Genomic DNA, 24,032 nt, shown 5'->3' with positions numbered 1-24,032 from the left:
GGCAATATAGAAGATCGTTCCTCAAGGTAGTTCACAGGAAATCCGATATGGTTCTTAGATTAGGCGACCAAGTACCCGACTTCACTCAGGATTCTACACACGGTCAAATCAACTTTTATGAGTGGGCTGGCGATAGCTGGGTAGTGCTATTTTCTCACCCCGCAGACTTTACGCCCGTTTGCACCACAGAACTTGGCGAAGTCGCTCGTCTCAAGCCAGAATTTGACAAGCGCAACGTGAAGGCGATCGCACTTAGCGTCGATGATGTTGACTCCCACAAAGGTTGGGTCGGTGATATCGAAGAAACTCAGAGTGTTGGTCTTAACTACCCAATTCTGGCAGATCCGGATAAGAAGGTCTCTGACCTTTACGACATGATCCACCCCAACGCCGCCAACACCGTAACGGTTAGATCGGTCTTCGTCATCGATCCGCAGAAGAAACTGCGTCTCACCTTCACCTACCCCCCCAGCACCGGACGTAACTTCGATGAATTGCTGCGGGTAATCGATTCGCTGCAACTGACGGATCACTATAGCGTAGCCACTCCAGTTAACTGGAAAGAGGGAGACGATTGTGTAATCGTTCCTTCGTTAAAAGATCCGGAAGTGTTAAAAGAGAAATTTCCTAAAGGTTACACGGAAATCAAGCCTTACCTGCGGATGACTCCCCAACCGGACAAATAGTTTTGAGTGGGTAAGTGAGCGATCGCGCACAGCGATCGCTCACTAGATAATTAACCATAGCCTGATGGGTCGAAAGCTAATCGTCCGTCAGGCTATTTTCATTGGTTTGAGTGAGCCAACAGTAAAATTTTGGAGTAGGCGTTGCCCACTCTAACTGAATCGAGGAAATCCAGAATGCTTTCTTCTCCCCTAGTTGTGCGAATTCCGCCATCAATGCCAATGACAGACGAACAGTTTTTTGAGTTCTGTCAAATTAACCGCAACTTACGCATTGAACGGAATAAAACTGGAGAAATCGTCATCATGCCCCCAACTGGTTCAGAGACAGGAAACCGAGAAGGTAATATATTCGGGCAGCTCTGGTTATGGTCAGAACAAGACGGCACAGGGATAACTTTTTCTTCTAGCACGGGATTTATTCTATCAACAGGTGCAGAAAGGTCGCCTGATGCTTCATGGATAAAACTGGAACGATGGAATGCTTTATCCCCAGAACAACAGCAAAAGTTTGCCCCTATTTGCCCTGATTTTGTGATTGAACTGAGGTCAGCTTCGGACAACTTAAAGCCTTTGCAAGAAAAAATGCTCGAATACATGAGCGAGGCAGGATTCCAGCTAGGCTGGTTGATTGACCGAAAAAACCGCAAAGTTTATATCTATCGTCCCAGTCAAGAAGTGGAATGTCTAGACAATCCCGACACGGTAAGTGGCGATCGCGTTTTGCCTGGATTTTCCCTCAATATGACTAAAGTTTGGTAAAAGTCGAGTCGGACTACCGCGATACGCCAAAATTTTTATAGGGAAGAACTTAGGTAATTTCAGAATGGATATCAAAAAGGGTTTTGTAGAGACAGTTGGCAACACACCGCTCATCCGCTTAAACAACTTCAGCGATGAAACAGGTTGTGAAATTCTGGGAAAAGCAGAATTTCTCAATCCAGGGGGTTCTGTGAAAGACCGGGCAGCACTTTATATCATTGAAGACGCCGAAAAAAAAGGTTTGCTCAAACCTGGCGGTACAGTCGTTGAGGGAACCGCCGGGAACACCGGCATCGGTTTAGCTCATATTTGCAACGCCAAGGGCTACAAATGCCTGATTATCATCCCAGATACCCAGTCTCAGGAAAAGATGGATGCTTTGAGGACGCTGGGCGCAGAAGTTCGTCCCGTTCCAGCTGTACCTTACAGCAACCCCAACAACTATGTCAGGCTCTCCGGCAAAATTGCGTCTGAGATGGAAAACACGATTTGGGCGAATCAATTTGATAATTTAGCCAATCGACAAGCGCACTACGAAACTACCGCAAAAGAAATCTGGGAACAAACGGACGGTAAAGTTAATGCTTGGGTTACAGCCACGGGGACTGGCGGCACCTTAGCGGGTGTAGCGATGTACCTGAAAGAAAAAAATCCTGCTGTTAAAACCGTCTTAGCAGACCCGATGGGCAGCGCCCTCTACAGTTATATCAAGACGGGTGAAACGAAGAGTGAGGGCAACTCAATCACAGAAGGGATTGGCAATAGCCGCGTCACCGCCAATATGGAAGGTGTACCGATAGACGATGCTATCCAAATTGATGACACCGAAGCGGTACGGGTTGTCTACAGACTTTTAAGAGAGGAAGGACTGTTTCTGGGTGGCTCCACAGGAATCAATGTAGGAGCAGCCGTAGAACTCGCCAAGCAGATGGGGCCAGGTCATACGATTGTGACCATCCTCTGCGATAGCGGCGCTCGTTATCAGTCACGGCTGTTTAATCGGGAATGGCTAGAATCGAAGGGACTTTCACCCGATTAGAAAGGAAGCAAAGGGGAGGCGGTGAAAATTCTCACCGCCTCCCTACCCTCAGCATTTAGTCGTTTTTATCTAACCATTGCTAGCATCCCATTGCCAGCAGCGGGTGCAAGTGCCAGTTCCTTCCACAGCAAGAGCGGCTACGTAGTCGAGTTCCGGTTTCAATTCTTGGAGTGACCAGCGCTCGCTTTCAATGCGATCGCCTTCAATGCTTAGCAGCATCGCTGGTTCCCCTGGAGCCAGCGTTACCTCAATTTGATCCAGAGGTCGAGCCAGCCCTTCTCCAATTGCTTTTAGATAAGCTTCTTTGCGAGTCCAGGCGTTTAAAAATGCTTGCTGCTTCTGAGGTGCAGGCAAGGCACGCAAAACGGCATTTTCTCGCGCCGAAAAGAAGCGTTTAGCGATCGTTTCAACTTCGGCAACGGAACGAATGTATTCAACATCGACACCGATCTGGCGATCGCGTGTTACTGCATACAGGCAGATATCTTGAGAGTGAGATAAATTAAACCGAAGGTTACTTTCTGCGTGCGTTCCAGCTAATGCTGGCTTGCCACGGGAGCCATAGCAAAATTGCACCTCGAGTGGGTTGATTTCTAAATAGCAACCCAAAATTGTCCTGAGCAGACCTCGCCCAATGATGAAACGCTTCCTGTCCCGCTCAAAGTGGAAACGTGCAGCTCTTATTTGCTCATCTTCAGAAAGGATTTGTTGCAGATGCTGAACGTGAAATGCCGATTGGTCGAGGGAAGCACGCCAGACATGGACATCATTGCTCGATAGCGCTAAGTCGGTTGGTGGAGGACGCCACATAGAATCAATATCAGTCATCAGTTTGAGCCATCAATCTGAGCCTGTGTTTATCTAAGCTCCAACATTGCACCATTTTGATTCCGGAGAATTACCGAAGGAAAGCTTCTGTTTTAGCGTGTCATCATCACTGAACCCGAACAAGCCGACAAAAACTCTTAAGCATTTTCTCGGACTCGATCTAATACAGTTCGCTTAACTCTGCTTCATGTCTCTCTTGTGCATTGGTCCCGCCCGTGAGTTAGGAGACGCGGTTCGCGATCGCGCTGCTAAAGAAGTCTGGCTCTCTTACTGCACCCTCTGCCTCTGCATTATACTTTCTACCCATCAGAACGCACCTGAGCGCTTAGATTGGCATCGCTTGGCTTTACCGGGTACTTCTCCTTGCTCGTGGGGCGGAGAGAAGCCATACGCTAACGGCGCTACTGGTAGATTTTTCGGGAAGTAGCCTATCCCTTATTCTTTGAGAAAACTAGTTACTCCGAAATTGCCGTTTCTTCAGTATAGCTGTCTCTCTTTTTTGTAAAAAACAACACTCATACTAAATTAGTTACAAACCTTGACACACATATACAAGAATTTATATAACTGCTTATAGCTAATCCCACACATGGTCAATAAATTTGGCTGAGTATAGATTTCAGAAAATTACTTCAGCATAGCCTTCCGGCTTCTTACTACGAAAGGACTTCAAATCTTTTTGCCATCTTCCAAGCTGTAATGCTTACCAGCAAAGCAATTTAACTTTGCTGGTAGTCGCGTCTTTCGGAAACCAGCTTGTGCAAGAAGTTTTCATATTTGTAATTTAGATGACAGATTAATCGGACTTAACAATGAAATAACTTTACAAAATCTTTATAAAACTTTTTAGGTGCCATATCAAGAAAAGCAATGTAGGATAAGTTATTTGCCGTATTTAGTCGGGAGTTTAAAATATATTTTTTTAGTAAAGATTCGTAGAATTACTAGTCTTAAAGATAGACATCAGACCAAAATTGAAAAACTACCGAAAGGTTGATTTTTTTACTCAAGACCACTGTCTGTACCTTGCCGGATTGTTCAAGCTAGAAGCTTTTTTAAAATCTGAACAAAAACAATAAAGAAGATGAATTGTAGTTCTTAACCTTGATATGTCAATTTTCTGGTGCCGCGACCACTTCTCAATAAAGCTAGTAAGTTTCCATTAGTACTTATGAACACCGTTACACCAAGCGATATTGATTCTTCTACAGCTCAAAATTTTTCTACCCTGGTTGAACTGCTGCGGTGGAGGGCACTCCAGCAGCCGGAAAAGGTAGCTTATACTTTTCTGATTGATGGCAAGAAAGAAGGTTCCCAGCTCACTTATGCTCAGCTCGATCGCCAAGCAAGAGCGATCGCTGCCTTGCTACAACAGCATAATGCCAGAGGAGAGCGGGCACTACTGCTTTATCCACAAGGTCTAGAGGTTATTGCCGCTTTTTGCGGTTGCTTATATGCCGGGACAATTGCCATTCCCGTACCCCCACCGGAAGCGGGGCGATTGAAGCGAACCTTGCCCAGACTGCAAGCGATCGCGAAAGATGCCCAAGCTTCATTGGTGCTAACCACCTCTGGCATTCTTTCTCTCGTTGAAGAGTACGACGAGAAAATTCCGGAATTTCAGGCAATGAGCTGGATTGACACCGAGCAGGTAGACCTGTCTCTGGCTGAAACCTGGCAAGATCCAGCCGTAACCAGCGATATGCTGGCCTATCTCCAGTACACCTCAGGCTCCACTTCCACTCCTAAAGGTGTGATGCTCAGCCACAGTAACGTAATGTTCCACTCAGCGAACCTCCAAAAAGCCTGTGGCTACACCCCGGACAGCGTAACTGTGGCCTGGATGCCTTACTTCCACGATTACGGACTGGTTGAAGGACTCATCCAACCTCTCTACAACGGTATCCCCTGCTACGTGATGTCGCCCTTCGCCTTTATCAAACGCCCATTCCACTGGCTCCAAGCGATTTCGCGTTACAAAGTGACTCATAGCCAAGGCCCTAACTTTGCCTACGATCAATGCGTGCGTAGGATTACACCAGAACAACGCGCCACCCTGGACTTGAGTAGTTGGCGTGCAGCAGGTAATGCTGCCGAGCCAATCAACCCCCAAGTCATGGAAAGTTTCTACGAAACTTTTGCACCGTCCGGGTTTCAATGGAATGCCTTTTGTCCTGCCTACGGATTGGCTGAGGCAACTCTATTAGTATCCTTCTCTGCACAAACCGCAACACCCGTTTTGTGCAATCTCGAGCCGGCAGCACTAGAAAAAAATCGCATCGTTCCAGCCTCCAAAGATCAAGATATTGTACGAACAGTTGTTGGATGCGGGACTAAAGTTTGCGACACCAAGATAGCGATCGTGCATCCAGAGAAATTTACTCGATGTGCCGCTGATGAAGTCGGCGAGATTTGGGTGTCCGATCCTAGCGTGGCTCACGGCTACTGGCAGCGACCCGAAGAATCGGAACGCACCTTCCGGGCACGCATCGCAGACACAAATGAAGGGCCATTTCTACGTACCGGCGATTTGGGATTCTTAAAAGATGGCGAGCTATTTATCACGGGGCGCATCAAAGATTTAATTATCATCCGAGGCACCAATCACTATCCTCAAGATATTGAATGGACGGTGCAAGAAAGCCATGCAGCGCTTCGACCCGAACATGGCGCAGCCTTTTCAGTGATGGTGAATGGCGAGGAGCGACTGGTAATTGTCCAGGAAGTCGAGCGTCATACCCAGAATCTAGACACCAATGAGGTCATGGGAGCCATCCGTCAGGTGGTATCGGAACAGCACGAGCTACAGGTTTATGCTGTGGTATTGGTGAAGCCGGGAAGTATCCTGAAAACTTCCAGCGGCAAGATTCAACGTCAGGGTTGTCGAGCAGCTTTCTTAGCAGGAAGTCTAGATGTCGTCGCGGATTGGAGCGAAAATCCTCAAGCCACGGCAAAGTTTCAAAGTCTCAAGGGAGAAGTAGAATCCCTGTTGCAGAAAGTGCAAACTCCTAAATAGCGATTGGGAATTGGGAATTGCGAATTGCTTGCGATTACCCACACCGATAAGCCATTACCCATTACACGGAGAATTCAATGCATCAACTAAAACAGTACTGGGTCGCTGAAGCGCTCGAAAAGGACTTAGGCGATCCCACACAGCCGGAAAGCGTGATGTCTTTCAAAAGCGTCATGGAGCTGGACGAGCGCGAAGAATTTCCAGAAAAAGACGTTGAATGGCTTTATAACTGGAATCTTCATCACTACCACATCCCCGTGGAATACGGTGGAGAGCTGAAATCTTATGAAGAATTCGTCGCTTTTGTTAGAGTTTTGTCCAGACGTGACCTAACGACATCGATAACTTTTAGCACGCTTTTCTGGTCTGGTTTAGTTTGGATGGCAGGCACCCACGAACAGAAACAAAAGCTGGCAAAGTTTATTAAAGATAAACATGGTGCCATGTGTCTTGCTTATTCAGAAAGGGCACACGGAAGCGACCTAGTTGCTAGTGATGTGCAGGCAACTAAGGTTCCCGGTGGTTATCTGCTGAATGGGGAAAAATGGCCAATTAACCGAGCGACAATTTCTGGAATTTCAGTTGTGCTTGCCAAAACAGATGACAGTGGCGGGGCACGTAGCTTGTCGCTGTTTGTTGTTGATAAAAGTGAAATTGATCCAGCGGGTTATTCCAATCTTCCTAAGATCAAGACTTTGGGAATTCGCGGTTCTGATATGAGCGGAATCCGTTTTGATAATTGCTTTGTACCTGAAGAAATGCGTCTGGGGCAAGAAGGAGCGGGTTTAGAATTGGGCCTGAAAGGCTTTCATCTAACCCGGACGTTGTGTGCAGCCTTTTCTTTAGGATCGGCGGATACAGCCCTGAGAACGGTGCTGAAGTTTTCTCTAGGACGGAAATTATACGGCAAAACAGTTTTCGATATTCCTCACCCCCGGACTACTTTAGTAGACGCTTTCTTAGATATTTTGGTCTGCGATTGTGTCACGATTGCGGGAGCAAGAAGTTTTCATGTCGCGCCGGAGCAATCTAGCGTTTCGTCTATCTTCGTGAAATATTTTGTGCCTGTAACGGTTGAAAAGTTAGTTCAAAACCTTTCCGTAATTCTAGGGGCACGTTTCTATTTGCGCGAAGGTCACGATGAGGGAATTTTCCAAAAAGTTGTCCGAGATAATGCCATTATTAGCGTGTTTGATGGCAGTACGGTTGTTAACTTGCACGCGCTGATTTTACAGCTTCGTCAGATAGCGAAATACCGGGCGAAAAGAAATGCTGCCACTTATGAGGGATTGCGATCGCGTCTGGAAACCCGGTTTTCTCTAGAAGCACCGCTACCACCGTGCGAACGGGCAAAATTTGAGCTGTTCAGTCGGGGATGCGATGACGTTTTACAAGGTCTGGAAATCTCTCTAGAACACTTGTATGACTTAAAGACAGATTCCAGCGTCGATGCTGAAGTGTTGCAGAAGCTGATAACACTGACAAGCGCGGTCCTTGAAGAACTCGACGCACAGGATGAATTCTTGGCAAGCTCAGGTTTTGAATTCGGACACGATCAGTCTCCTGAGTTATTTGAACTAGCTAAGAAGTACTGCACATTGCACGCAGCCGCAGCTTGCGTACATATGTGGATTTACAACCGAAAAGTCTTGGGTGACTTTTTTGCCAAAGGTGAATGGTTGGCAATTTGTCTGAACAGACTCCTGATGACTTTTCGACCTTCATCAGGTATCATTCCTAGCATTTACATCGAGAATGTTGCCCAAGAACTTCTCAAGCTTGACCGAGAAAACAAGATGTTTTCGATTGTCCCCCTCCAACTAGCCCAAGCTCAATCACCAGAGGAGAAAACCCATGCAGCTTCAGAACTCCAGCTCCAAGCCTAATGAAGATTTAACCAAAAACCATTTACAAGACGACAATATGATTGTTGAAAACTCCCCGGCTGAAGCGATTCAAACTTGGCTAGTTACCAAGCTTTCTAAGCAACTTTCACTCAATGCAAAAACCATTGATGTCCGCGAACCTTTGACGCGCTACGGTCTGGATTCCATCGATGCTGTCACCTTGGTTGGCGATTTAGAAGATTGGCTAGGATGCGAGCTTCCTTCTACTCTGCTGTGGGATTATCCAACTATTGAAAAATCTGCTGAATACTTGGTTAAAGAGTTTGATGTCTCAGCGGCAGTGTCTCCAGTTGCGTCTAGCAATGTCAAGGATGCTAGTGACGATAAAACTGAAAAAGTAGAGGCATCTTCCAAGTCTTCTGGCTGGGGCGGCCTGTGGAACCGAATTAGCGGCAGCTAGAGTAAGATATCTGGTTGGTAATTGGGAATTGGGAATTGGTTAAAGATTTTATCGCTGTTGTGGTGACTGTAAATCTTCAACTTCGGACAAGGAAAGATAACCCATTCTTGATGACTAATTACCAATCGCTAAATACTCACTAAGATAATAACTTTTAAACCCTAAAAAATAGGGAGGAAACAGTCAATTGAATTTCTCTGATTTCTCCTTCTGGTGGGTACTTCTTCTGATCGGCGTTCCCTTCTTCACGGTTCGCTATATAGGCAAGTACCTGAACATTTGGCGAGATTACTTGGATAGCATCGGGTTGATGGCGCTGTCGCTGATGCTGTTTGTGAATGCGTCGCGCTCCAGCTTTATCATCTTCGCCTTTGAGATTATCTTTAACTACGTGATGGTGCGGCTGATGTTGCGCCGTCGAGGTTGGGAGTCGCAAGCGATCGCAGCCGTGGTGATCGGAATCGACGTCGCCATCCTTGCCTACTTCAAATACGTGAACTTCTTTGTGGAAGATGTTCTAGGACTATTTGTGGGGGGAGTTGCTGCGAGTTGGCAGCAGAGAGGCGGCATTCCTGGTGCAGGTGCAATTCCTCCAGGGATTTCGTTTTACACCTTCCAGATGGTTGCTTTTGTAGTGGATTCATTCAGAAGCAAAAATAAGCAGCCAATTGGAGTTGTTGATTACATCAACTTTGTTTCCTTCTTCCCGCAAGTCGTCGCTGGCCCGATTGAGCGCCGAGCTGACCTGTTTCCTCAAATTGAATCATTCCGCTTTAAGTTCTCCGCAGAAAACTTTGAGGACGGTCTCAAGTGGCTGTCTTTGGGCTTGTTTATGAAGTTGGTACTGGCAGATAACTTGTCGCCGTACATCAACTTGCAAGAAACAGGAAATGTCTGGCTGGTGTGGCTATCTATCTACTTGTTCACTCTGAGGATTTACTTTGATTTTGCTGGATATAGTTTCATCGCACTAGGTTTAGCTAAATTTGTAGGCGTTCAGCTAACGCTTAACTTCATCGCCCCTTACACTTCACCAAGCATCCAAGAATTTTGGCGTCGTTGGCACGTAACGCTAAGTACCTGGTTTAGAGACTACGTTTTCCTCCCCCTGATGGGGGCAAAGAAGCAGTGGGCTGCCTTCTATCTGTTCGTCACGTTTACGCTCTCAGGCTTTTGGCACGGAGCTGCTTGGAATTTCATCATTTGGGGTGCTTATCATGGCTTGTTACTGCTAGTTCTGCGATATGCGGGTCGCCCTTTTTACCGCTTTGTTGGCGAACGTTTATTCATGCCTCAGTTCTTATCGTGGGCGCTAACGTTTGGTTCGGTGATGCTGGGCTGTCTATTCTTCATGGAGTCAGATATGACTCGTCTGGGACAGAAGCTGCAAACACTGGTGACGCCTTGGGCGTACTCGTTCTCAAATTTGGGAGCGGCAATGAGTTCCTTTAGTGCGAATGAGGGTGCGGTCTTAGTTTTGATCCTCTTTCTCACAACGGCGGAATTGTTCTTGGAACACCTCGCAGTTTGGCAAAAACGGACGAATGAATATGATTTGCTGTTATCCCCTTGGGTAACTCGCGTTCTGTTAGGTTTGACCATCTTGCTAGCTGCAAATACCCCTTCTAAATTTATTTACTTCGAGTTCTAATGTGGAAACCTCTAAAGCTTGCTAGTTGGATAGCGATCGCTGGCTTAGCCTGGTCTGTTGGGTACCTTTACAACGTGCGCTACGGTGGAGAACTGAGCTGGCTGCGTGCTATGTACGAACGAAAGGTAGCGCTGGCAAGCCAAATTGAAGCACCCCACCGCCTCCTGATAACGGGTGGTTCTGGAGCGCACTACACGTTGAATACCAAGCTAATGGAGCAAGAACTCGGCATTCCCGTATTCAACATGGGGTTAGATGGCCCAATTGGTTTAGATGTCATCCTTCCGAGCGTTTTGAGTCAAGTTCGCCGGGGCGACATTGTGCTTCTGATTCCAGAGTACCTGCTGCTGTTGGATGAGGATGGGTTGGGCGATCGCTCTGGTTCGTTTGGGATGGCAATTGGACAGCCCGGTTTGGGAGGAATCCCTCCCAAACAGTTGGCTCTAGACGCAATGATGCTAGGGGTTCCGACTCTTAGAGGAATTACTAAGTCGAGCTTGGAGGTGATTGAAAAAGGAAAAATGACTGGCTACTACTCCGATCCGGTTGACGAACGTGGCGACCCTACCGTAACGAAAGAACGCGCTGGGAACTGGTGGCAGATGACATTTCAAGAACCCGTATCCAAACACGCGCTTCAGCGGATCGCTAAATTCCGTGAAGAAGTCGAGGCAAAGGGAGCAACTTTAGTTCTGTCATTGCCGTGGGTCTATGCGAACAGCAGCGATGAGAAGACGATTCGTAACGTTAAAAAGACGGCTGAGGAACTGAGCAAAATCGCTCCTTTGATCTACGAAAAAGACTCGTTGAACCTGAAGAGTGACTCTAGCTTGTTCGCTGATACCCACTATCACCTGAAGCCGGAAGCCAGAACAATCCGGGCAATGGAGCTGGTTCAACAGCTAAAACCAGCGATCGCTCAGCAACTGACAGCGCCCAACTCCACGACCAAAGTGCCGCAATAGCGAATCGCTTTAGCCATTCGCGTTTGATATCAAGCTTATTTACCAAAACCCTGTCAATGATATGGACGGCAAGCTAGACGGTACAAAGCATCAAAGAAAGGTCAGTTCTACTCCCTCTGAATCTGGGAGCGCTACTCCCACCCGGATTTGCATTCTCGGTGGGGGCTTTGGTGGTCTTTACACTGCTTTGTACCTGCGCCGTTTTCCCTTACTCAAATCAAGTCGATGCGAAATTATCCTGGTTGAGCAAAAAGATCGCTTTCTCTTTACCCCCTTGCTATACGAACTGGTGACAGACGAACTGCAAGCGTGGGAAATCGCTCCTTCTTATCAAAAGCTATTAAGGAACACTAATATTCGGTTTTGTCAAGAGACGATTCAGGAGGTTAATTTACAAACGCGCCAGGTAAAGCTTGAATCCGGTGAGGCTCTCGCTTACGACTACCTAGTTTTAGCAGTCGGGGGAGAAACGCGCTTAGAGGGCGTTCCTGGAGCTGGCACTTATGCCCAAACCTTTCGCAGTTTGGCGGATGTAGAGCTTCTGAAACAACAGCTATACGAGTTTGAGCTTTCTGAGCAGGAACAAATGCGGATTGCGATCGCGGGCGCTGGTCCTAATGGCGTAGAACTCGCTTGCAAAATCGCCGACCGGCTACAGAAACGAGGGCAGGTACTGTTGCTTGACCGGGGTAATCAAATTCTTAAAACCTTTTCCGCTCATACTCAAGCTGCGGCTCACCGTGCTTTATCAAGTCGTGGCGTGCGGGTAGAATTAGAAACGAGCATCCACCGCATTGAACCTGACCAAATTACCCTAGTTCGGGATGGTCAGATTGACACTTTGCCTGTAGATTTGGTATTTTGGACGGCTGGAACCCGGCAGCTCGATTGGGTGCGCGAACTTGATTGCCAGCATAATAACCAGGGACAACTGATTTCTTGCCCTACCTTACAATTAGTTGACTATCCAGAAGTGTTTGCTTTGGGGGATTTGGCAGAAATTTACAATCCCCGTGGCGCACGGGTGCCAGCAACCGCTCAAGCCGCTTTTCAACAGGCAGATTGTGCTGCTCGCAACATTTGGGCAGCAATCGCGGGCAAACGCTTACGGCGCTTCCGCTATTTGCACTTAGGAGAGATGGTGACTTTGGGAAAGGGTGCGGCTGCGGTTTCTAGCTTTGGTCTGAATTTAGAAGGGCGCTTGGCATCGATTACTAGACAAGTCGTTTACCTCCAGCGCCTGCCAACCGTGCCTCACCGCCTCCGAGTAGTGAGAAACTGGATTTATCAAGCGATTCGGCGGGTTGTTTTAACAGTCTGGAAGTGGCTGGCAGCAATCCGGCGGTTAGGGTCCAATAGTTTGGGAAAGCGGCGATTGGCGGCGAATTACTCCAGGCGATCTAAGTATTAAATTTAACAAACGGCAATTGCTTACTGCCGTTAACCATGAAAAAATTTTCCATCAAGGTCTAATGTTTTATGGCTTCTACTCACCAAAAATCTAAAGCCATTTTTACTTCCAAGCTTGAGCAACTGTTTGGGTTAGACCTGCGATCGCTAGCCCTGTTTCGGATTGGTTTGGCGCTGGTTGTTCTTGCCGATTTAATCATTCGGGCGGGGGATCTGACAGCACATTATACAGATGCTGGAGTGATGCCGCGATCGCTACTTACTACTATCTTAAAACCTTGGTATTGGTCAGTTCATGCGCTGGGCGGTCAAACCTGGTTTCAAGCCATTCTATTTTTGCTAGCTGGATTTGTGGCTTTAGCGCTATTGATGGGATACCGAACCCGGTTAGCAGCGATCGCAACTTGGGCGCTGATGGTATCTCTCCACAACCGAAACCCAGCTTTGATTTTCGCGGCGGATGATGTAATTCGCGCGCTGCTTTTCTGGGCAATGTTTTTGCCCTTGGGTGCTTATTACTCGATTGACAGTGCCCTAAATACATCTACCCAAAAATTACCCAAGCGCATCCTCTCCGGTGCCACCCTAGCACTGACGCTACAACAATGCTTTATCTACATCTTTTCGGCGGCTTTTAAAGCGAAGAGTCCCTTTTGGTGGCCTGATGGTAGTGCGGTTTATTATGCTTTGAGTTTCGACCAATACGCTACACCATTTGGTCAATTCCTACTCAGCCTACCTTCTGCACTTCTAGTCTTGCTCACTTTTAGCGCCCTGTGGTTAGAAACCCTTGGCCCTTTGTTACTCTTCGTTCCCGTCCGTACCAGCTTTTTCCGCTGCTGTGCAATTATCTCGTTTATCCTCTTACATATCGGTTTCGGATTGTCGTTTGTGCTGGGGATTTTCCCGTTTCTCAGTACAGCTAGCTGGCTAGCTTTCATCCCGACGGAACTTTGGGACTCGGTATCTAAGCGGCTGTATACTCCAGAACGAGCCGGACTCCAGATTTACTATGATGCCGACTGTGGCTTCTGCAAGAAGGTTGTCCACCTGATTCGCACTTTCTTGATATTGCCTGCACAGACACCACTGCTCTTAGCTCAGGACGATCCCTCGATTTTTGCAGATATGCAAGCGAAAAATTCTTGGGTAGTAGTGGATTGGCAAGGAAACAGGCATTTTAAGTGGGAAGCGATCGCTTACGTTTGTAGTTTATCCCCAATATTTAAGCCACTGGTTCCCCTTCTCAAATGGGGACCCGTAATGTCTGTAGGAACGAAATTTTACGAGACAATTGCATCTAACCGCAAGGCTGCTGGTAACTTTACCAAACCTTTCAAGTTCCGTCCTCTTGAAGTACGTTCTTCGCGACCGATCAATATAGTGACGTTACTCTTGCTAGCTTATGTCACTATCTGGAACTTCAGAAGTTTTTCTCCTGAAAAATTCAATCGAAAAGCCTTAAATTCGATTGACTGGATTAGCCGAATTTTGAGGGTAGATCAATCTTGGAGTATTTTTGCCCCCGCTCCCCCCAGAGATGATGGTTGGCACGTAATCCCTGGCAAGCTGAAAGATGGAACTGAAGTTAATGTTTTGAGAGATGGGGAGCCTGTAAGTTGGGAAAAGCCGAGTCGGAAGAGCCGAAACGCCCTCTATCAAAATATGCAATGGCGCACCTATTTCATAAACCTCAATCGCACCATCGGCAAAAAGCTTTATCCCTACTATGGACAATACCTCTGCCGCGACTGGAACGCTCGGCACCAAGGTTCAAAACAACTAGATAACTTTGAAATTGACTTTATGAACGAGAGAACCGTGGCACCCGGTCAACCTCAGAATGTCGAGAAGAAGCCTGCTTGGCAGCAATCCTGCTCACAGAATCCCGAACAATATCAGTGAGGCTCGTCAAAGAAAAAGTTTGCTGTGACAAGTTTAAAACACTTATTATTCAAACTTTCTCTAGTCGATTGACCGGATAAAACTTAGTATTTAAAGTTTGCGTTTTTTCAGTCGCATTGGCTTTGTCTTTTTTCGTTCTAACTTGACATCTGGCGCTATCTTTACACATTTAAAATGCTTAAATTAAACTTTTGGAAGCCTGATAGCAAGAATAAGCAAAAAGTTAAAGCTTATTTAAGTATATTTATTTTTTTCTGGATACTCTTTATCTTGAGTAATTGCGGATTTGATTATGCTGAAGGCTCCTTCCACTATAAACTTGCAGAACATATTGTTACCACTGGGCAACTAGGTTTTGATACTCCACAAGAGGGAATTTTTTCAATAGCACCCAATGGGAGAACCTATGCTTCCCAAGAAATTGGAAATACAATATTTTTTCTACCTACCGCCTTTATTAATGTAATTTTAGAAAGGATTTTAGCTCCTTTCACTACGGTAAAAGTTATATCTATAACGAAGGAATTTATACGTTCATTTCAGCCCGGGTTTTATTCTGCACTCACAGTCACTGCTTTTTTCGGTATCTTGCGGTTTCAGTTTGGTCAAGCTATCTTACCCAGCTTTATCGCAACCTTATGCCTAGCCGTCAGCACTTATTTTTGGACTTATACCAGAGAATCCTTTGATGGAGTTCTCTGTTCTACATTATTGACTACATCTTTTCTGCTGTTATTAAATTTTAGAAACAACAAAAAAAATCAGTATTTAATACTAGCTTTTATTTGTTTGGGTTTTTCTTTAATTACTAGAATTTCCATGATTTTAGCTATAGTAGCTTCACTTGGTTATCTAGTACTTATTAGCAGACTATCTTTGCTCAGGCGAGCAAAGAATGTTGCCACTGCATTACTGATAATCTTCCCTTTTTTAGTATGGCAATCATGGTACAACCATCTAAGAACTGGATTTTTCTACCTTTCCCCGGTTCAAACAGACGCCAAATATTTGGGTAACAATGCGTTGGATGGAAATATCTTTATAGGATTGACAGGTCTTTTGCTGAGTCCTGGAAAAAGCATATTTATATATGCCCCTTTATTAATCCTATCTGTTGTTCTATTTAGAAAATTCTTTAAGGAGCATAAAAAAGAAGCTTTGTATATATTGGTACTGACAATAGCTTGGTTTCTACTGCATGCAAGATTAAGGAGTTGGTATGGTGGCGGAGGATGGGGACCCCGTTATCTAGTGACCATCCTGCCCATTCTCTTTTTGCCCTTTGCAACCAATATGGAATATGTTTTACAAAGAACCTCGTTGAAGCTCTCAGCAATTTTTCTAGCTGGTTTTGGTTTCATTCTCTCATTTTCATCAATTCTTTCACATTGGTACTGGAGACTAGAATTCGCTAGAAAAGATGAAGTAGCCTATGTCTGGAAGTTCTCAAATAGCCAGTCATTGGATATGTTGAAGAGTGCAGCGAGAAATCTTCTCAATTCCTTTAAAATTGCTACTCATTCTCCAGGAATTCAAAACCAAAATTTATGGTATTTAAATTCAGGCATAGAAGCTTACGGTAGTCATACTGTAAATCTCTGGCCTAACTCTCTTGTGTTTATCGGTGTTCCTTGGTATTTAGTAGCGACTTCAGTCGCCTTTTTATTGTTGATGATGTACTTATCTATTCGGAACATTTTTAATCTGGAAGATACTAGCAAAATGGCAGATTAAATTAATTTAAGTGACAAAAAGAAAGAATAACTTTTTTAAGGAATAGGGTTAAACCAGTGTTCAATCTTAAGAAGAATCCAGCCAACATTACTGCATATACTTTAATCGTATTATCCTTAGTTTTTGGATTTTTTATACGCCTATTCAGTGTTCTCAGATATACCACTTTTTTTTATTACGATCAGGCCAGAGATGCTGAAATCTACATGAAGATGTGGCAAGGAAATTGGCCTATATTAGGCCCTTCTGCCTCTGTCGGAGGATATCATCTACCGCCTCTTTATTATTATCTAGTTTTTCCTTTTACTATATTTGGCTCAGATCCAGTTTTTACAGCTGTACCTAATGCATTATTCTCTTTTTTCTCTATTCCGCTTTTAATTTATTTAGTTTATGAACTATTAGAAAATGTTGAATTTTCCAAACGCCTTCTTCTGGCAGGCTTAGCAGGTTTTTGGTACAGTCTAATCTTCGGAGAAATTTTTATAAGTACGTTCCAGTGGAACCCCAGCCCTATTATATTTTTTCTGCTTTGTTTTACTTTACTCTATAAATACCAGTTGGAAGCTAGATTTTCTCTAGTTCCTCAATGCTTCTCCTGGATACTTTATGGGATTGTTTTAGCCATATTAATTAGCTTGCATTCCACAACTCTTTTTGTAATGCCAGTAGTTTTTATTGCCAGCTCTATTTTATTCATCTCAAAAAACCGCAGAACTCCTATTAGGTTTTTACTGCCTATCTTGTCCGTTTTAGCAGCATTTGTAGCTTTGTTTCCTTATTGGAAAGGAGAACTTAGTCGCGGTTGGTTGAATACCAAACAAATTATCGCTACTTTAACCAGCTCTAATCAAGAAGCTAATTCTAATATCTTAAGTAAGATTGGTAGGCTGGTATTTAATTATGTTGAACTAGGACAACAAGCCTATTTTACTGGAGAAGGTTGGTTTTATATTTTAACCTCTATTATTTTCTTAACAGTGGTTTTAACGGTAGCAATAGCCAAGTTTAAAGGGAACAAAACTATTTTTGCTTTTTTAGCATTTACTTGGTCTATTTATCTATATGCTGCTTCAAATTATCAAGGAATTTATTACATTCATTACAAACTTTTAATTTTAATCTCTCCAATGGTTTTGGCTGTCTTGAGTTTAGCTTACTTAGATTTATCTAAGAAAGCAGATAAATCTTTAAGTGCTTTTTTAATTGCAGGTATAGCTCTATCAATCTTGATTAATGCGAGTTATGACTATCAGTATTTAACCAGCAAATATAGCCAAAATAGACTGGTATCTACTTCGGACATTACTCAAATTTTAAGTCAATTACCTGCAAACTCAACAATCTGTACATTTGATCCGAAACCTGTCGGTTGGATGTCAATGTACCAGCCCTATAAATATATCGATCAATATATCACTAAAAAGAATTTCAATATTGTTAAAACTTTTTGTCAAGCAGGGAACTACCTAATTTATCCAAAGTCCTATATGGTACAACGTACTGATAACCTTTTTCCAGTTTTTAATGTTTATAGAAATCCAGATTTAACACAAGCTCATAGTACAGTTTTAGAAACTCAAGTTGCTGAGGTTCATCTTCTCCAGTAAAAGAGACCTTATTTTTGGGTAGGTTAAATATTTAGGGACTGAAATGGACGGACTAACCTCATGATGAAAATACAGGAATCGAGCCACAGGTTTTATTCAAAAGAGGTACGATTTTTTATCGCAATTTTATTAATCATAGGTCTTTTCTTTCGATTCGCTAACCTTGAAAAAAAAGTTTATTGGGGCGATGAAAGTAGCACTTCACGTCGGATTTCAGGTTATACCTTAGAAGAAGTTAAGCAGGAAGCTTCTAGCACTGGTGCAATCCCTGTAAAGGATTTGCAGAAATATCAGCGCCCTAATACTGAAAAAGATTTAACTGATATGATTAATTCTTTAGCAGCAACTGCTGAACATCCACCACTCTATTTTTTGTTAGCTCGGTTTTGGGCACAGTTGTGGGGAAACTCGGTGGCAGTGATGAGAAGCCTACCTGCTTTGATTAGTCTGCTTGCGTTTCCTTGTATTTATTGGCTATGTGTAGAATTATTTGAATTGCCTCTGGTGGGATGGATGGCAACCGGGCTGGTAGCTATTTCACCATTTCATATCTTATATGCTCAGGAAGCTCGTCAGTATAGCCTGTGGACTGTAGCAATTTTAATATCTAGTGCATCGCTTCTAAGAGCGATGCGAGTAAAAACAAAATCCGCTTGGGCTATGTATGCAGCAACCTTAATTTTAGGTCTTTATTCTCATTTATTTTTCCTGTTGACTGCCATTAGTCATGGAGTCTATGTATTTTCGCTAGAAAAGTTTCGAGCAAGTAAAACATTCATCTCCTATCTGCTAGCATCTTTAACAGCTATCTTACTTTTTATACCTTGGCTTCTGATTGCTCTTGCTAATTTGTCAACAGTCGATGAAGCAACCGAGTGGATGCGATCGACTTTTCCGATACAATCTTTAGTAAGAACGTGGATTTTAAATCTTAGTCGTATTTTTGTGGATTTTAATTACAGTTTTAAATATAGAAATTTTGGATTATATATTGCAATTTTTCTCTCGTTGATTTTAGTAATTTATGCAATTTACTTTCTTTGCCGCCGGACTGAAAAGCACGTTTGGTTGTTTATCTTGACGATGCTTGGAGTTACTGCGATCGCATTGACACTACCAGATTTAATCTCTGGAGGAAGACGCTCTGCTGTTGCTCGTTATCTTATCCCTTGTTACTTAGCAATAGAAATCGCAATTGCCTACCTACTTGCTGCTAAAATATCCTCATTTTCTGCTAAAAACTGGCAGCGGTGGCTATGGCAAATTGCTACAGTCGTCATCATTTCGGGAGGAGTTTTATCCAGCGCAGTCAGTTCTCAAGCACAAGAATGGTGGAATAAATATAACAGTTGTCACTATAAAGAAATCGCTCAGATTGTTAACCAGGCTAATTATCCACTTTATATCTGGTACAACTTACCTCCTTTTTCCTTGACTTACCTACTCGATCCCAAAGTTAAACTTCAGTCAGTTTCTAATCAACCTGTTCTTAAACCAGGTGAAGAGATTGACAGCAAGTTACCTATAAATTCTATTGCTAATGATTTCAGTGATGTATTTGTGGATTCTAAAAAGGCTTTGAAGGCTGTTCTCGATCGAGAACCAAGCTACCAGATAAAGAAAGTATATGAGTGGGAACAGCAGATAGATCCTGTTTACATTACGAAGACTACTCTCTGGCATTTAGCAAAACAGTAATGATTAGAAAAGTTGATTTTTTAAAATTGTCTGTTTAGCAAATTACAGCGCGATCGCTCACCATACCAAGATTGTCCCTAACCTAGCATCGTCGTCTCGTGCAATTCCCTTGCCTTGGGTGGGAATCTGCCTGAGCTACCCTAGAGTTGTAGGCTTCGGCTTCTTACCCAAAGAAGCGGAAATTTTTCCAACCTTTACCTTGTCTTGCTCTAAAAGTATTTTGATTTGCCAAAACCGCAGCTGCCGCAAGCAGGGTGCAGCTAAAGTTTTGGCAGCTTTCCAGGCGTCTGAAGTCCCAGGCGTCACTGTAACAGGTAGCCAATGCTTAGGACAATGTGGCAACGGTCCGATGGTATTGGTGATGCCAGAAGAGGTTTGGTACAACCACGTCCATCCCGATGAAGTGCCAACAGTGATAGAACGACATTTGCGGGGCGGAAAACCTGTTGCAGCAATGCTTTATGGCAAATTTCACCAGCGTTCGTAGCGTATTGCCCCTAAACGTAGTCGTGTGTCACGAATGGCACCGCGACGAGTTCACCCTCGCTTTCTCCTACTTGTACTTTCAGCCCTTCACCACCGGCTTTGGTGCGGACGTAGCCGAGTCCAAAGGAACCTTGGTCGGTTTCGGTATAGCTGGTAAGTTTGCCGACTTTTTCCTCTCCAACGCTAATTACACTTCCTGGTTGGGCGGGTGTGTTGAGTCGGACGCCCCAAAGGTGTTGTTTGACCCCTTTATAAGTGTTTAAACGGGCAATTGTCTCCTGTCCGATGTAGCAGCCTTTTTCAAAGGAGATGGTTTGCCACAACCCTGCCTCTAGAGGATTGTAATCTTCAGTGAGTTCAAGGTCAGGTGCGGGGCGTCCTTGTTCGATTCGCAGATGGTCCCAGACGCGATCGCTCATCGGCACTGCCCCAGCTTGCGCTAAAGTATTCCACAGCGTTTCCTTCTCAGCAGCAGAGAGAATCAGCGTGTATCCCGGCGTTGCCAAACCGCTGCCCACAGCTACCCGCACCTCGATATCCCCCACTGTCAATTGCTGATGAGAACCATCCGGTTGACCAATCATGACACCCGCACCTAACTGTTCTAAGAGGGCATCACTCCCTGGCCCAATCAAGCTGAAGGTTGCAGTATTATCAGTTACATCGGTTAATTGCACCTTGTCAGCGAAAAAGATGTATTGGTCTAGCCATTTCATCAGCTTCTCGCGCCGATTGGGTGAAACCAGCAGCAGCACTGCATCTTCCATCACATAAGCGGTGGCTAAGTCAATCGTTCGCGCCGTTGATGTGACAAAAACCGTATCGCAGCCTTGTCCTGGCTTGAGTCGCTGAAAGTCGTTTGTACTCTGGTTGTGCAAAAATCGGATGCGATCGCCTTCGGAAACTTGAATCCGTCCCCAATGAGAGCGATCGCATACAGCAACCCCCTCCCGCGCCGCTTGGATAGCTGCTGCACTTTTGTCGTCAAAATTGCCGTCAATTGCAGATGTAGGCATGGTGATTGTTGCTAATCGTTTCAATTTTTACCTAGCATTTCTGCTAGATTCTCGGACTTAAAAATCTTATCAAATAAGACTAATCGGCTTCAATCTCGTACTCAATCTGAAGCTAACATAAAGTGCGAATTGCCCTGACCGAGGATATCAGGCAATAGTTACTGCTGAAATTGGGCTAATAACCAAGCGCCAACCAAGCTTTGATTTTCTTGACGGCTGCGTTGTAAACCCTCCACTAGCACCGAAATTGCTAATCCCGGCAACACCTGAGACTCAGTAATTCTTTGACTTCCCCCAGTAGAGGTGATGGTAAAAGCAATAATTCTGATATTTACAACATCCACCACCCAATATTCTGCTACTCCTAAATCTTCGTATAGTAGCCGTTTTTGCCCGATATCATCAGATAGTGAAGTATTCGCAATTTCAATCACTAAATCTGGCGCTGGATATTGGTCTAAGTCAATAATTGACGTTCCCCAAGGAATCACATCAGCATTTTCACCAATATAATAAGACACATCTGGTTGACTTTCTTGAACGCCTGTTTTTCTGTATGTACAGTTATCCCGTCCATGTATAGGAATGCCTTTGAGGGTAGCAAACAGGTTAACGGCAAAGATAATAATAGTGTGATCGCTGGCGTGGTCAGAGCCGATAGGTGACATTTCTATCCTCAATTGTCCATTATGGTAATAGCCTTTCGCTTGTTCTAGTAGCGGATCTTGAATCACCTGGATATATTCATCCCAACTGGCTACAACCCAACTTTCTATCGGTATTTTTGTTTGTAGTTTACTCATAGTTAAGGCATTTAGGTCGCGATTACTTCTACTGTTTAGTGTAATTTTTGGGAGAGCGCTCGCCCTTGATTGTGGGGATGAGATCGCGTTCTTCTATCTCCGTGGAATCACCGATCCCAGTCTTTTCGCTGTTCACTTAAGCTGTAGCTAGTCCAGCCACTCTCTCCCTTATTATGTCTTCTCAACAGTTCCAAGCCACACACGACAGCATCTCTAACACTGGTAAACGACTCTTACAATACCTTCAAGAACTTCGGAAGGGTAGCTATAGTGAGGGAAACGATAACGAAGGACTACAAAGCATTGAGGATGGTCTAAAAAAAGCCTTAGAGGCTTTGCAGACTCAGAAGTATCAAGTTGCCGTCATTGCCGCGATGAAAGCAGGCAAGAGTACCTTTTTAAATGCTGTAATCGGTGCGGATGTTCTGGCAAGTGAATCAGCAGCTTGTACAATTTGCCGTACAGATGTTCTCCACATTGACGCTGGACAAATACCCAGACTTTTAGAGTACCAAGAGGGAAAAAGGCAACCTATCGTTATTGCCGAGGGGGACGCTGGAGAAATTCAGCAGAAATTTCTACTTCGTACCCGTGAAATTCGGGAAAAAGGCAATCCTGACGATACCACACGCTTTGAGATAGAGTATCCTATCCAAGCCATTAGCGCACTTTCATCTCTATCTGGCTTCACCCTGGTTGACACGCCGGGACCAAATGAGTGGGAATCTGCCAACTTCAACACAGTAGCACTCAAACAAACTGCACTGGAAGCGTTGCGAACCTGCAATGCTATTCTGTTCGTTTTAAATTACGCCGCCTACAAAGACAACGCTATTTCAGATTTGTTTAAGGAGGTGATACGAAATCGGCAAGAACTCTTAGCAGAGAACAAAGGCAAAATTTACTTTATCCTTAATAAAGTCGATCAAAAGACAGAAAGAGATCGAGAAATCCCTGATGTAATAGAAGATTTGAAAAAAGAACTTGCTGGCTTTGGCTTCCCCAACCCGATTATCTACCCCGCAAGTTCTAGACAAGGACTTCTGGCAAAACTAATCGAGCAGGGTAAGGCAACTGAAAGCCAGATAAAAGACTTCAGAAAGTTTTTTAGCGCTCAGTATGCTACTGAAGATGAGGAGGGTAATCAAATTACACCAGCGCCTCGGAAGATTGCGCCGCAGGCCTTAAAAGATAGTGGCATACCCACTATTCAAGAAACAGTGATTCAAACCATCACTCAGCATTCTGGCTGGAATCTTTTGAGTGATGTTTTAGCCGGAATTGATAAGTCTGCAAAGGCAGTTGAAGATACTCTCAACACACAAATCAGTGGTTGGGATATGGAAATTGAAACTCTTAGACAAAAGGTGGAAGATTACAGAAAACGCTCTGAATCTGCCAAAAGTAAAGTAGAAGTTGTAAAAAAGTCTGTAGAGGAACAAAAACAGATACTAATCAGAGGATTTAGCCAAGGTATTAGCATATTTGCTAAGGTAGCTAAAGATAATATACAAGATGAAATCGATCAAATTGCTAAATCTAGGTCTGCCACATCTGCAAGACCAAAAATACGAGAAAATTCTCAATCAATAATACAGACATCTAACAAGGTTGACTGGTCAGGGATTTTGGTCGAGCTAGGTAGAGGCATACTTGAGATGATTCCTGTTATCGGCAAAGGTTTAAAAACATTCCTTACAGTTAGCTTCAAAGCAGGTTCATCTTTGTCGGCTAATCTGAGAAATGCTGTACCAGAGGCTTTTGATAGCTATGATTCTGCTCAAAACGTTCAAAATGAAATTTTAGATACATACAAAATTAGGATACAAACCAAGGAGGAGGCAAAGAAGATTGAACGCACTATTAACGAATTTTGCGCTCCCCATATTCAAAGCTGGTAGCTAGATACTCAAGATAAACTGGTTAGAGACGGTACACGAATACGAGAAGAATTAGCGCAAAAGATTCAAGAAGATATCCAAGAAATATCGAATGAAATTCATGAATACAGCAGATTGCAGGTATATAGAGTACATTGAGGTCAGTGCATGAACAGGTAGAATGAAACCTTACTCCATCGACTTTCGAGAAAAAGTAGTCAAAGCATACGAACAAGAAA

Annotated in this window: 19 protein-coding genes; 16 read left to right on the top strand and 3 right to left on the bottom strand. The window is 44.2% G+C overall.

Annotation, left to right across the window (positions count from 1 at the left end):
* Positions 1-47 precede the first annotated feature (47 nt).
* The 3 genes from NDI34_RS07750 (at position 48) to NDI34_RS07740 (ending at position 2,484) form a co-directional block, all read left to right on the top strand.
* Positions 48-686 (top strand): peroxiredoxin, encoded by a 639-nt coding sequence (locus tag NDI34_RS07750; RefSeq protein WP_190415478.1) that lies wholly within the window; start codon positions 48-50, stop codon positions 684-686.
* A 174-nt stretch (positions 687-860) separates the two neighbouring features.
* Entirely contained in the window at positions 861-1,445 is a 585-nt protein-coding gene (locus tag NDI34_RS07745) for a Uma2 family endonuclease (protein WP_190525707.1), read from the top strand.
* Between the two features lie 64 nt (positions 1,446-1,509).
* Complete coding sequence (locus tag NDI34_RS07740) at positions 1,510-2,484, top strand: cysteine synthase A (RefSeq protein WP_190532328.1); 975 nt, start codon at positions 1,510-1,512, stop codon at positions 2,482-2,484.
* A 69-nt stretch (positions 2,485-2,553) separates the two neighbouring features.
* Here NDI34_RS07740 and NDI34_RS07735 read toward each other — a convergent pair whose 3' ends face one another.
* Positions 2,554-3,312, bottom strand: coding sequence for a 4'-phosphopantetheinyl transferase superfamily protein (locus NDI34_RS07735; RefSeq protein WP_348232339.1), 759 nt, complete (start codon positions 3,310-3,312; stop codon positions 2,554-2,556).
* Between the two features lie 187 nt (positions 3,313-3,499).
* On the opposite strand from NDI34_RS07735, the gene NDI34_RS07730 reads away from it, so the two are divergent.
* The 12 genes from NDI34_RS07730 to NDI34_RS07675 all read left to right on the top strand — a co-directional run bounded on the left by NDI34_RS07730 (position 3,500) and on the right by NDI34_RS07675 (position 20,095).
* A complete protein-coding gene (locus NDI34_RS07730) occupies positions 3,500-3,739 on the top strand; it encodes a hypothetical protein (RefSeq protein WP_190415486.1) in 240 nt (79 codons plus the stop codon).
* A 744-nt stretch (positions 3,740-4,483) separates the two neighbouring features.
* Complete coding sequence (locus NDI34_RS07725; RefSeq protein WP_348232338.1) at positions 4,484-6,328, top strand: fatty acyl-AMP ligase; 1,845 nt, start codon at positions 4,484-4,486, stop codon at positions 6,326-6,328.
* Between the two features lie 77 nt (positions 6,329-6,405).
* The gene (locus NDI34_RS07720; protein WP_348232337.1) at positions 6,406-8,214 is read left to right on the top strand and encodes an acyl-CoA dehydrogenase family protein; all 1,809 of its coding nucleotides are present in this window, start codon (positions 6,406-6,408) and stop codon (positions 8,212-8,214) included.
* Positions 8,183-8,635 (top strand): acyl carrier protein, encoded by a 453-nt coding sequence (locus NDI34_RS07715; RefSeq protein WP_348232336.1) that lies wholly within the window; start codon positions 8,183-8,185, stop codon positions 8,633-8,635. The genes NDI34_RS07720 and NDI34_RS07715 overlap by 32 nt, the downstream gene beginning before the upstream one ends.
* Before the next feature lie 187 nt (positions 8,636-8,822).
* Positions 8,823-10,286 carry an MBOAT family O-acyltransferase gene (locus tag NDI34_RS07710; RefSeq protein ID WP_348232335.1) on the top strand — a complete coding sequence of 488 codons (1,464 nt, stop codon included), beginning with the start codon at positions 8,823-8,825 and terminating at the stop codon, positions 10,284-10,286.
* Positions 10,286-11,251 (top strand): hypothetical protein, encoded by a 966-nt coding sequence (locus NDI34_RS07705; protein WP_348232334.1) that lies wholly within the window; start codon positions 10,286-10,288, stop codon positions 11,249-11,251. Before NDI34_RS07710 ends, NDI34_RS07705 begins: the two co-directional genes overlap by 1 nt.
* A 61-nt stretch (positions 11,252-11,312) precedes the next feature.
* Positions 11,313-12,662 (top strand): NAD(P)/FAD-dependent oxidoreductase, encoded by a 1,350-nt coding sequence (locus tag NDI34_RS07700; RefSeq protein WP_348232333.1) that lies wholly within the window; start codon positions 11,313-11,315, stop codon positions 12,660-12,662.
* A gap of 68 nt (positions 12,663-12,730) precedes the next feature.
* Positions 12,731-14,566, top strand: a complete 1,836-nt coding sequence (locus NDI34_RS07695) for a DCC1-like thiol-disulfide oxidoreductase family protein (protein WP_348232332.1) — start codon at positions 12,731-12,733, stop codon at positions 14,564-14,566.
* Positions 14,567-14,740: 174 nt separating this feature from the next.
* Entirely contained in the window at positions 14,741-16,300 is a 1,560-nt protein-coding gene (locus NDI34_RS07690; protein ID WP_190532351.1) for a glycosyltransferase family 39 protein, read from the top strand.
* A 206-nt stretch (positions 16,301-16,506) separates the two neighbouring features.
* On the top strand, positions 16,507-17,910 hold the full coding sequence (locus tag NDI34_RS07685; RefSeq protein ID WP_190532354.1) for a hypothetical protein: 1,404 nt from the start codon (positions 16,507-16,509) through the stop codon (positions 17,908-17,910).
* Between the two features lie 60 nt (positions 17,911-17,970).
* Positions 17,971-19,608 (top strand): glycosyltransferase family 39 protein, encoded by a 1,638-nt coding sequence (locus tag NDI34_RS07680; protein WP_190532356.1) that lies wholly within the window; start codon positions 17,971-17,973, stop codon positions 19,606-19,608.
* A gap of 199 nt (positions 19,609-19,807) precedes the next feature.
* Positions 19,808-20,095: a (2Fe-2S) ferredoxin domain-containing protein gene (locus NDI34_RS07675; RefSeq protein ID WP_348232371.1), complete on the top strand. Its 288-nt coding sequence runs from the start codon at positions 19,808-19,810 to the stop codon at positions 20,093-20,095.
* A 10-nt stretch (positions 20,096-20,105) separates the two neighbouring features.
* On the opposite strand, the gene NDI34_RS07670 is transcribed toward NDI34_RS07675, so the two are convergent.
* Positions 20,106-21,110 (bottom strand): folate-binding protein, encoded by a 1,005-nt coding sequence (locus NDI34_RS07670; protein ID WP_348232331.1) that lies wholly within the window; start codon positions 21,108-21,110, stop codon positions 20,106-20,108.
* Positions 21,111-21,268: 158 nt separating this feature from the next.
* Positions 21,269-21,913, bottom strand: a complete 645-nt coding sequence (locus NDI34_RS07665; protein ID WP_348232330.1) for a Uma2 family endonuclease — start codon at positions 21,911-21,913, stop codon at positions 21,269-21,271.
* Between the two features lie 335 nt (positions 21,914-22,248).
* On the opposite strand from NDI34_RS07665, the gene NDI34_RS07660 reads away from it, so the two are divergent.
* Positions 22,249-23,814, top strand: a complete 1,566-nt coding sequence (locus NDI34_RS07660; RefSeq protein WP_348232329.1) for a dynamin family protein — start codon at positions 22,249-22,251, stop codon at positions 23,812-23,814.
* Positions 23,815-24,032: the final 218 nt, after the last annotated feature.

The organism is Trichocoleus sp. DQ-U1 (assembly GCF_039961925.1).
GTDB lineage: Bacteria > Cyanobacteriota > Cyanobacteriia > Cyanobacteriales > FACHB-T130 > FACHB-T130.
Note: the sequence above shows the minus strand (reverse complement) of the source record. Positions and strands in the feature narration are given on the sequence as shown.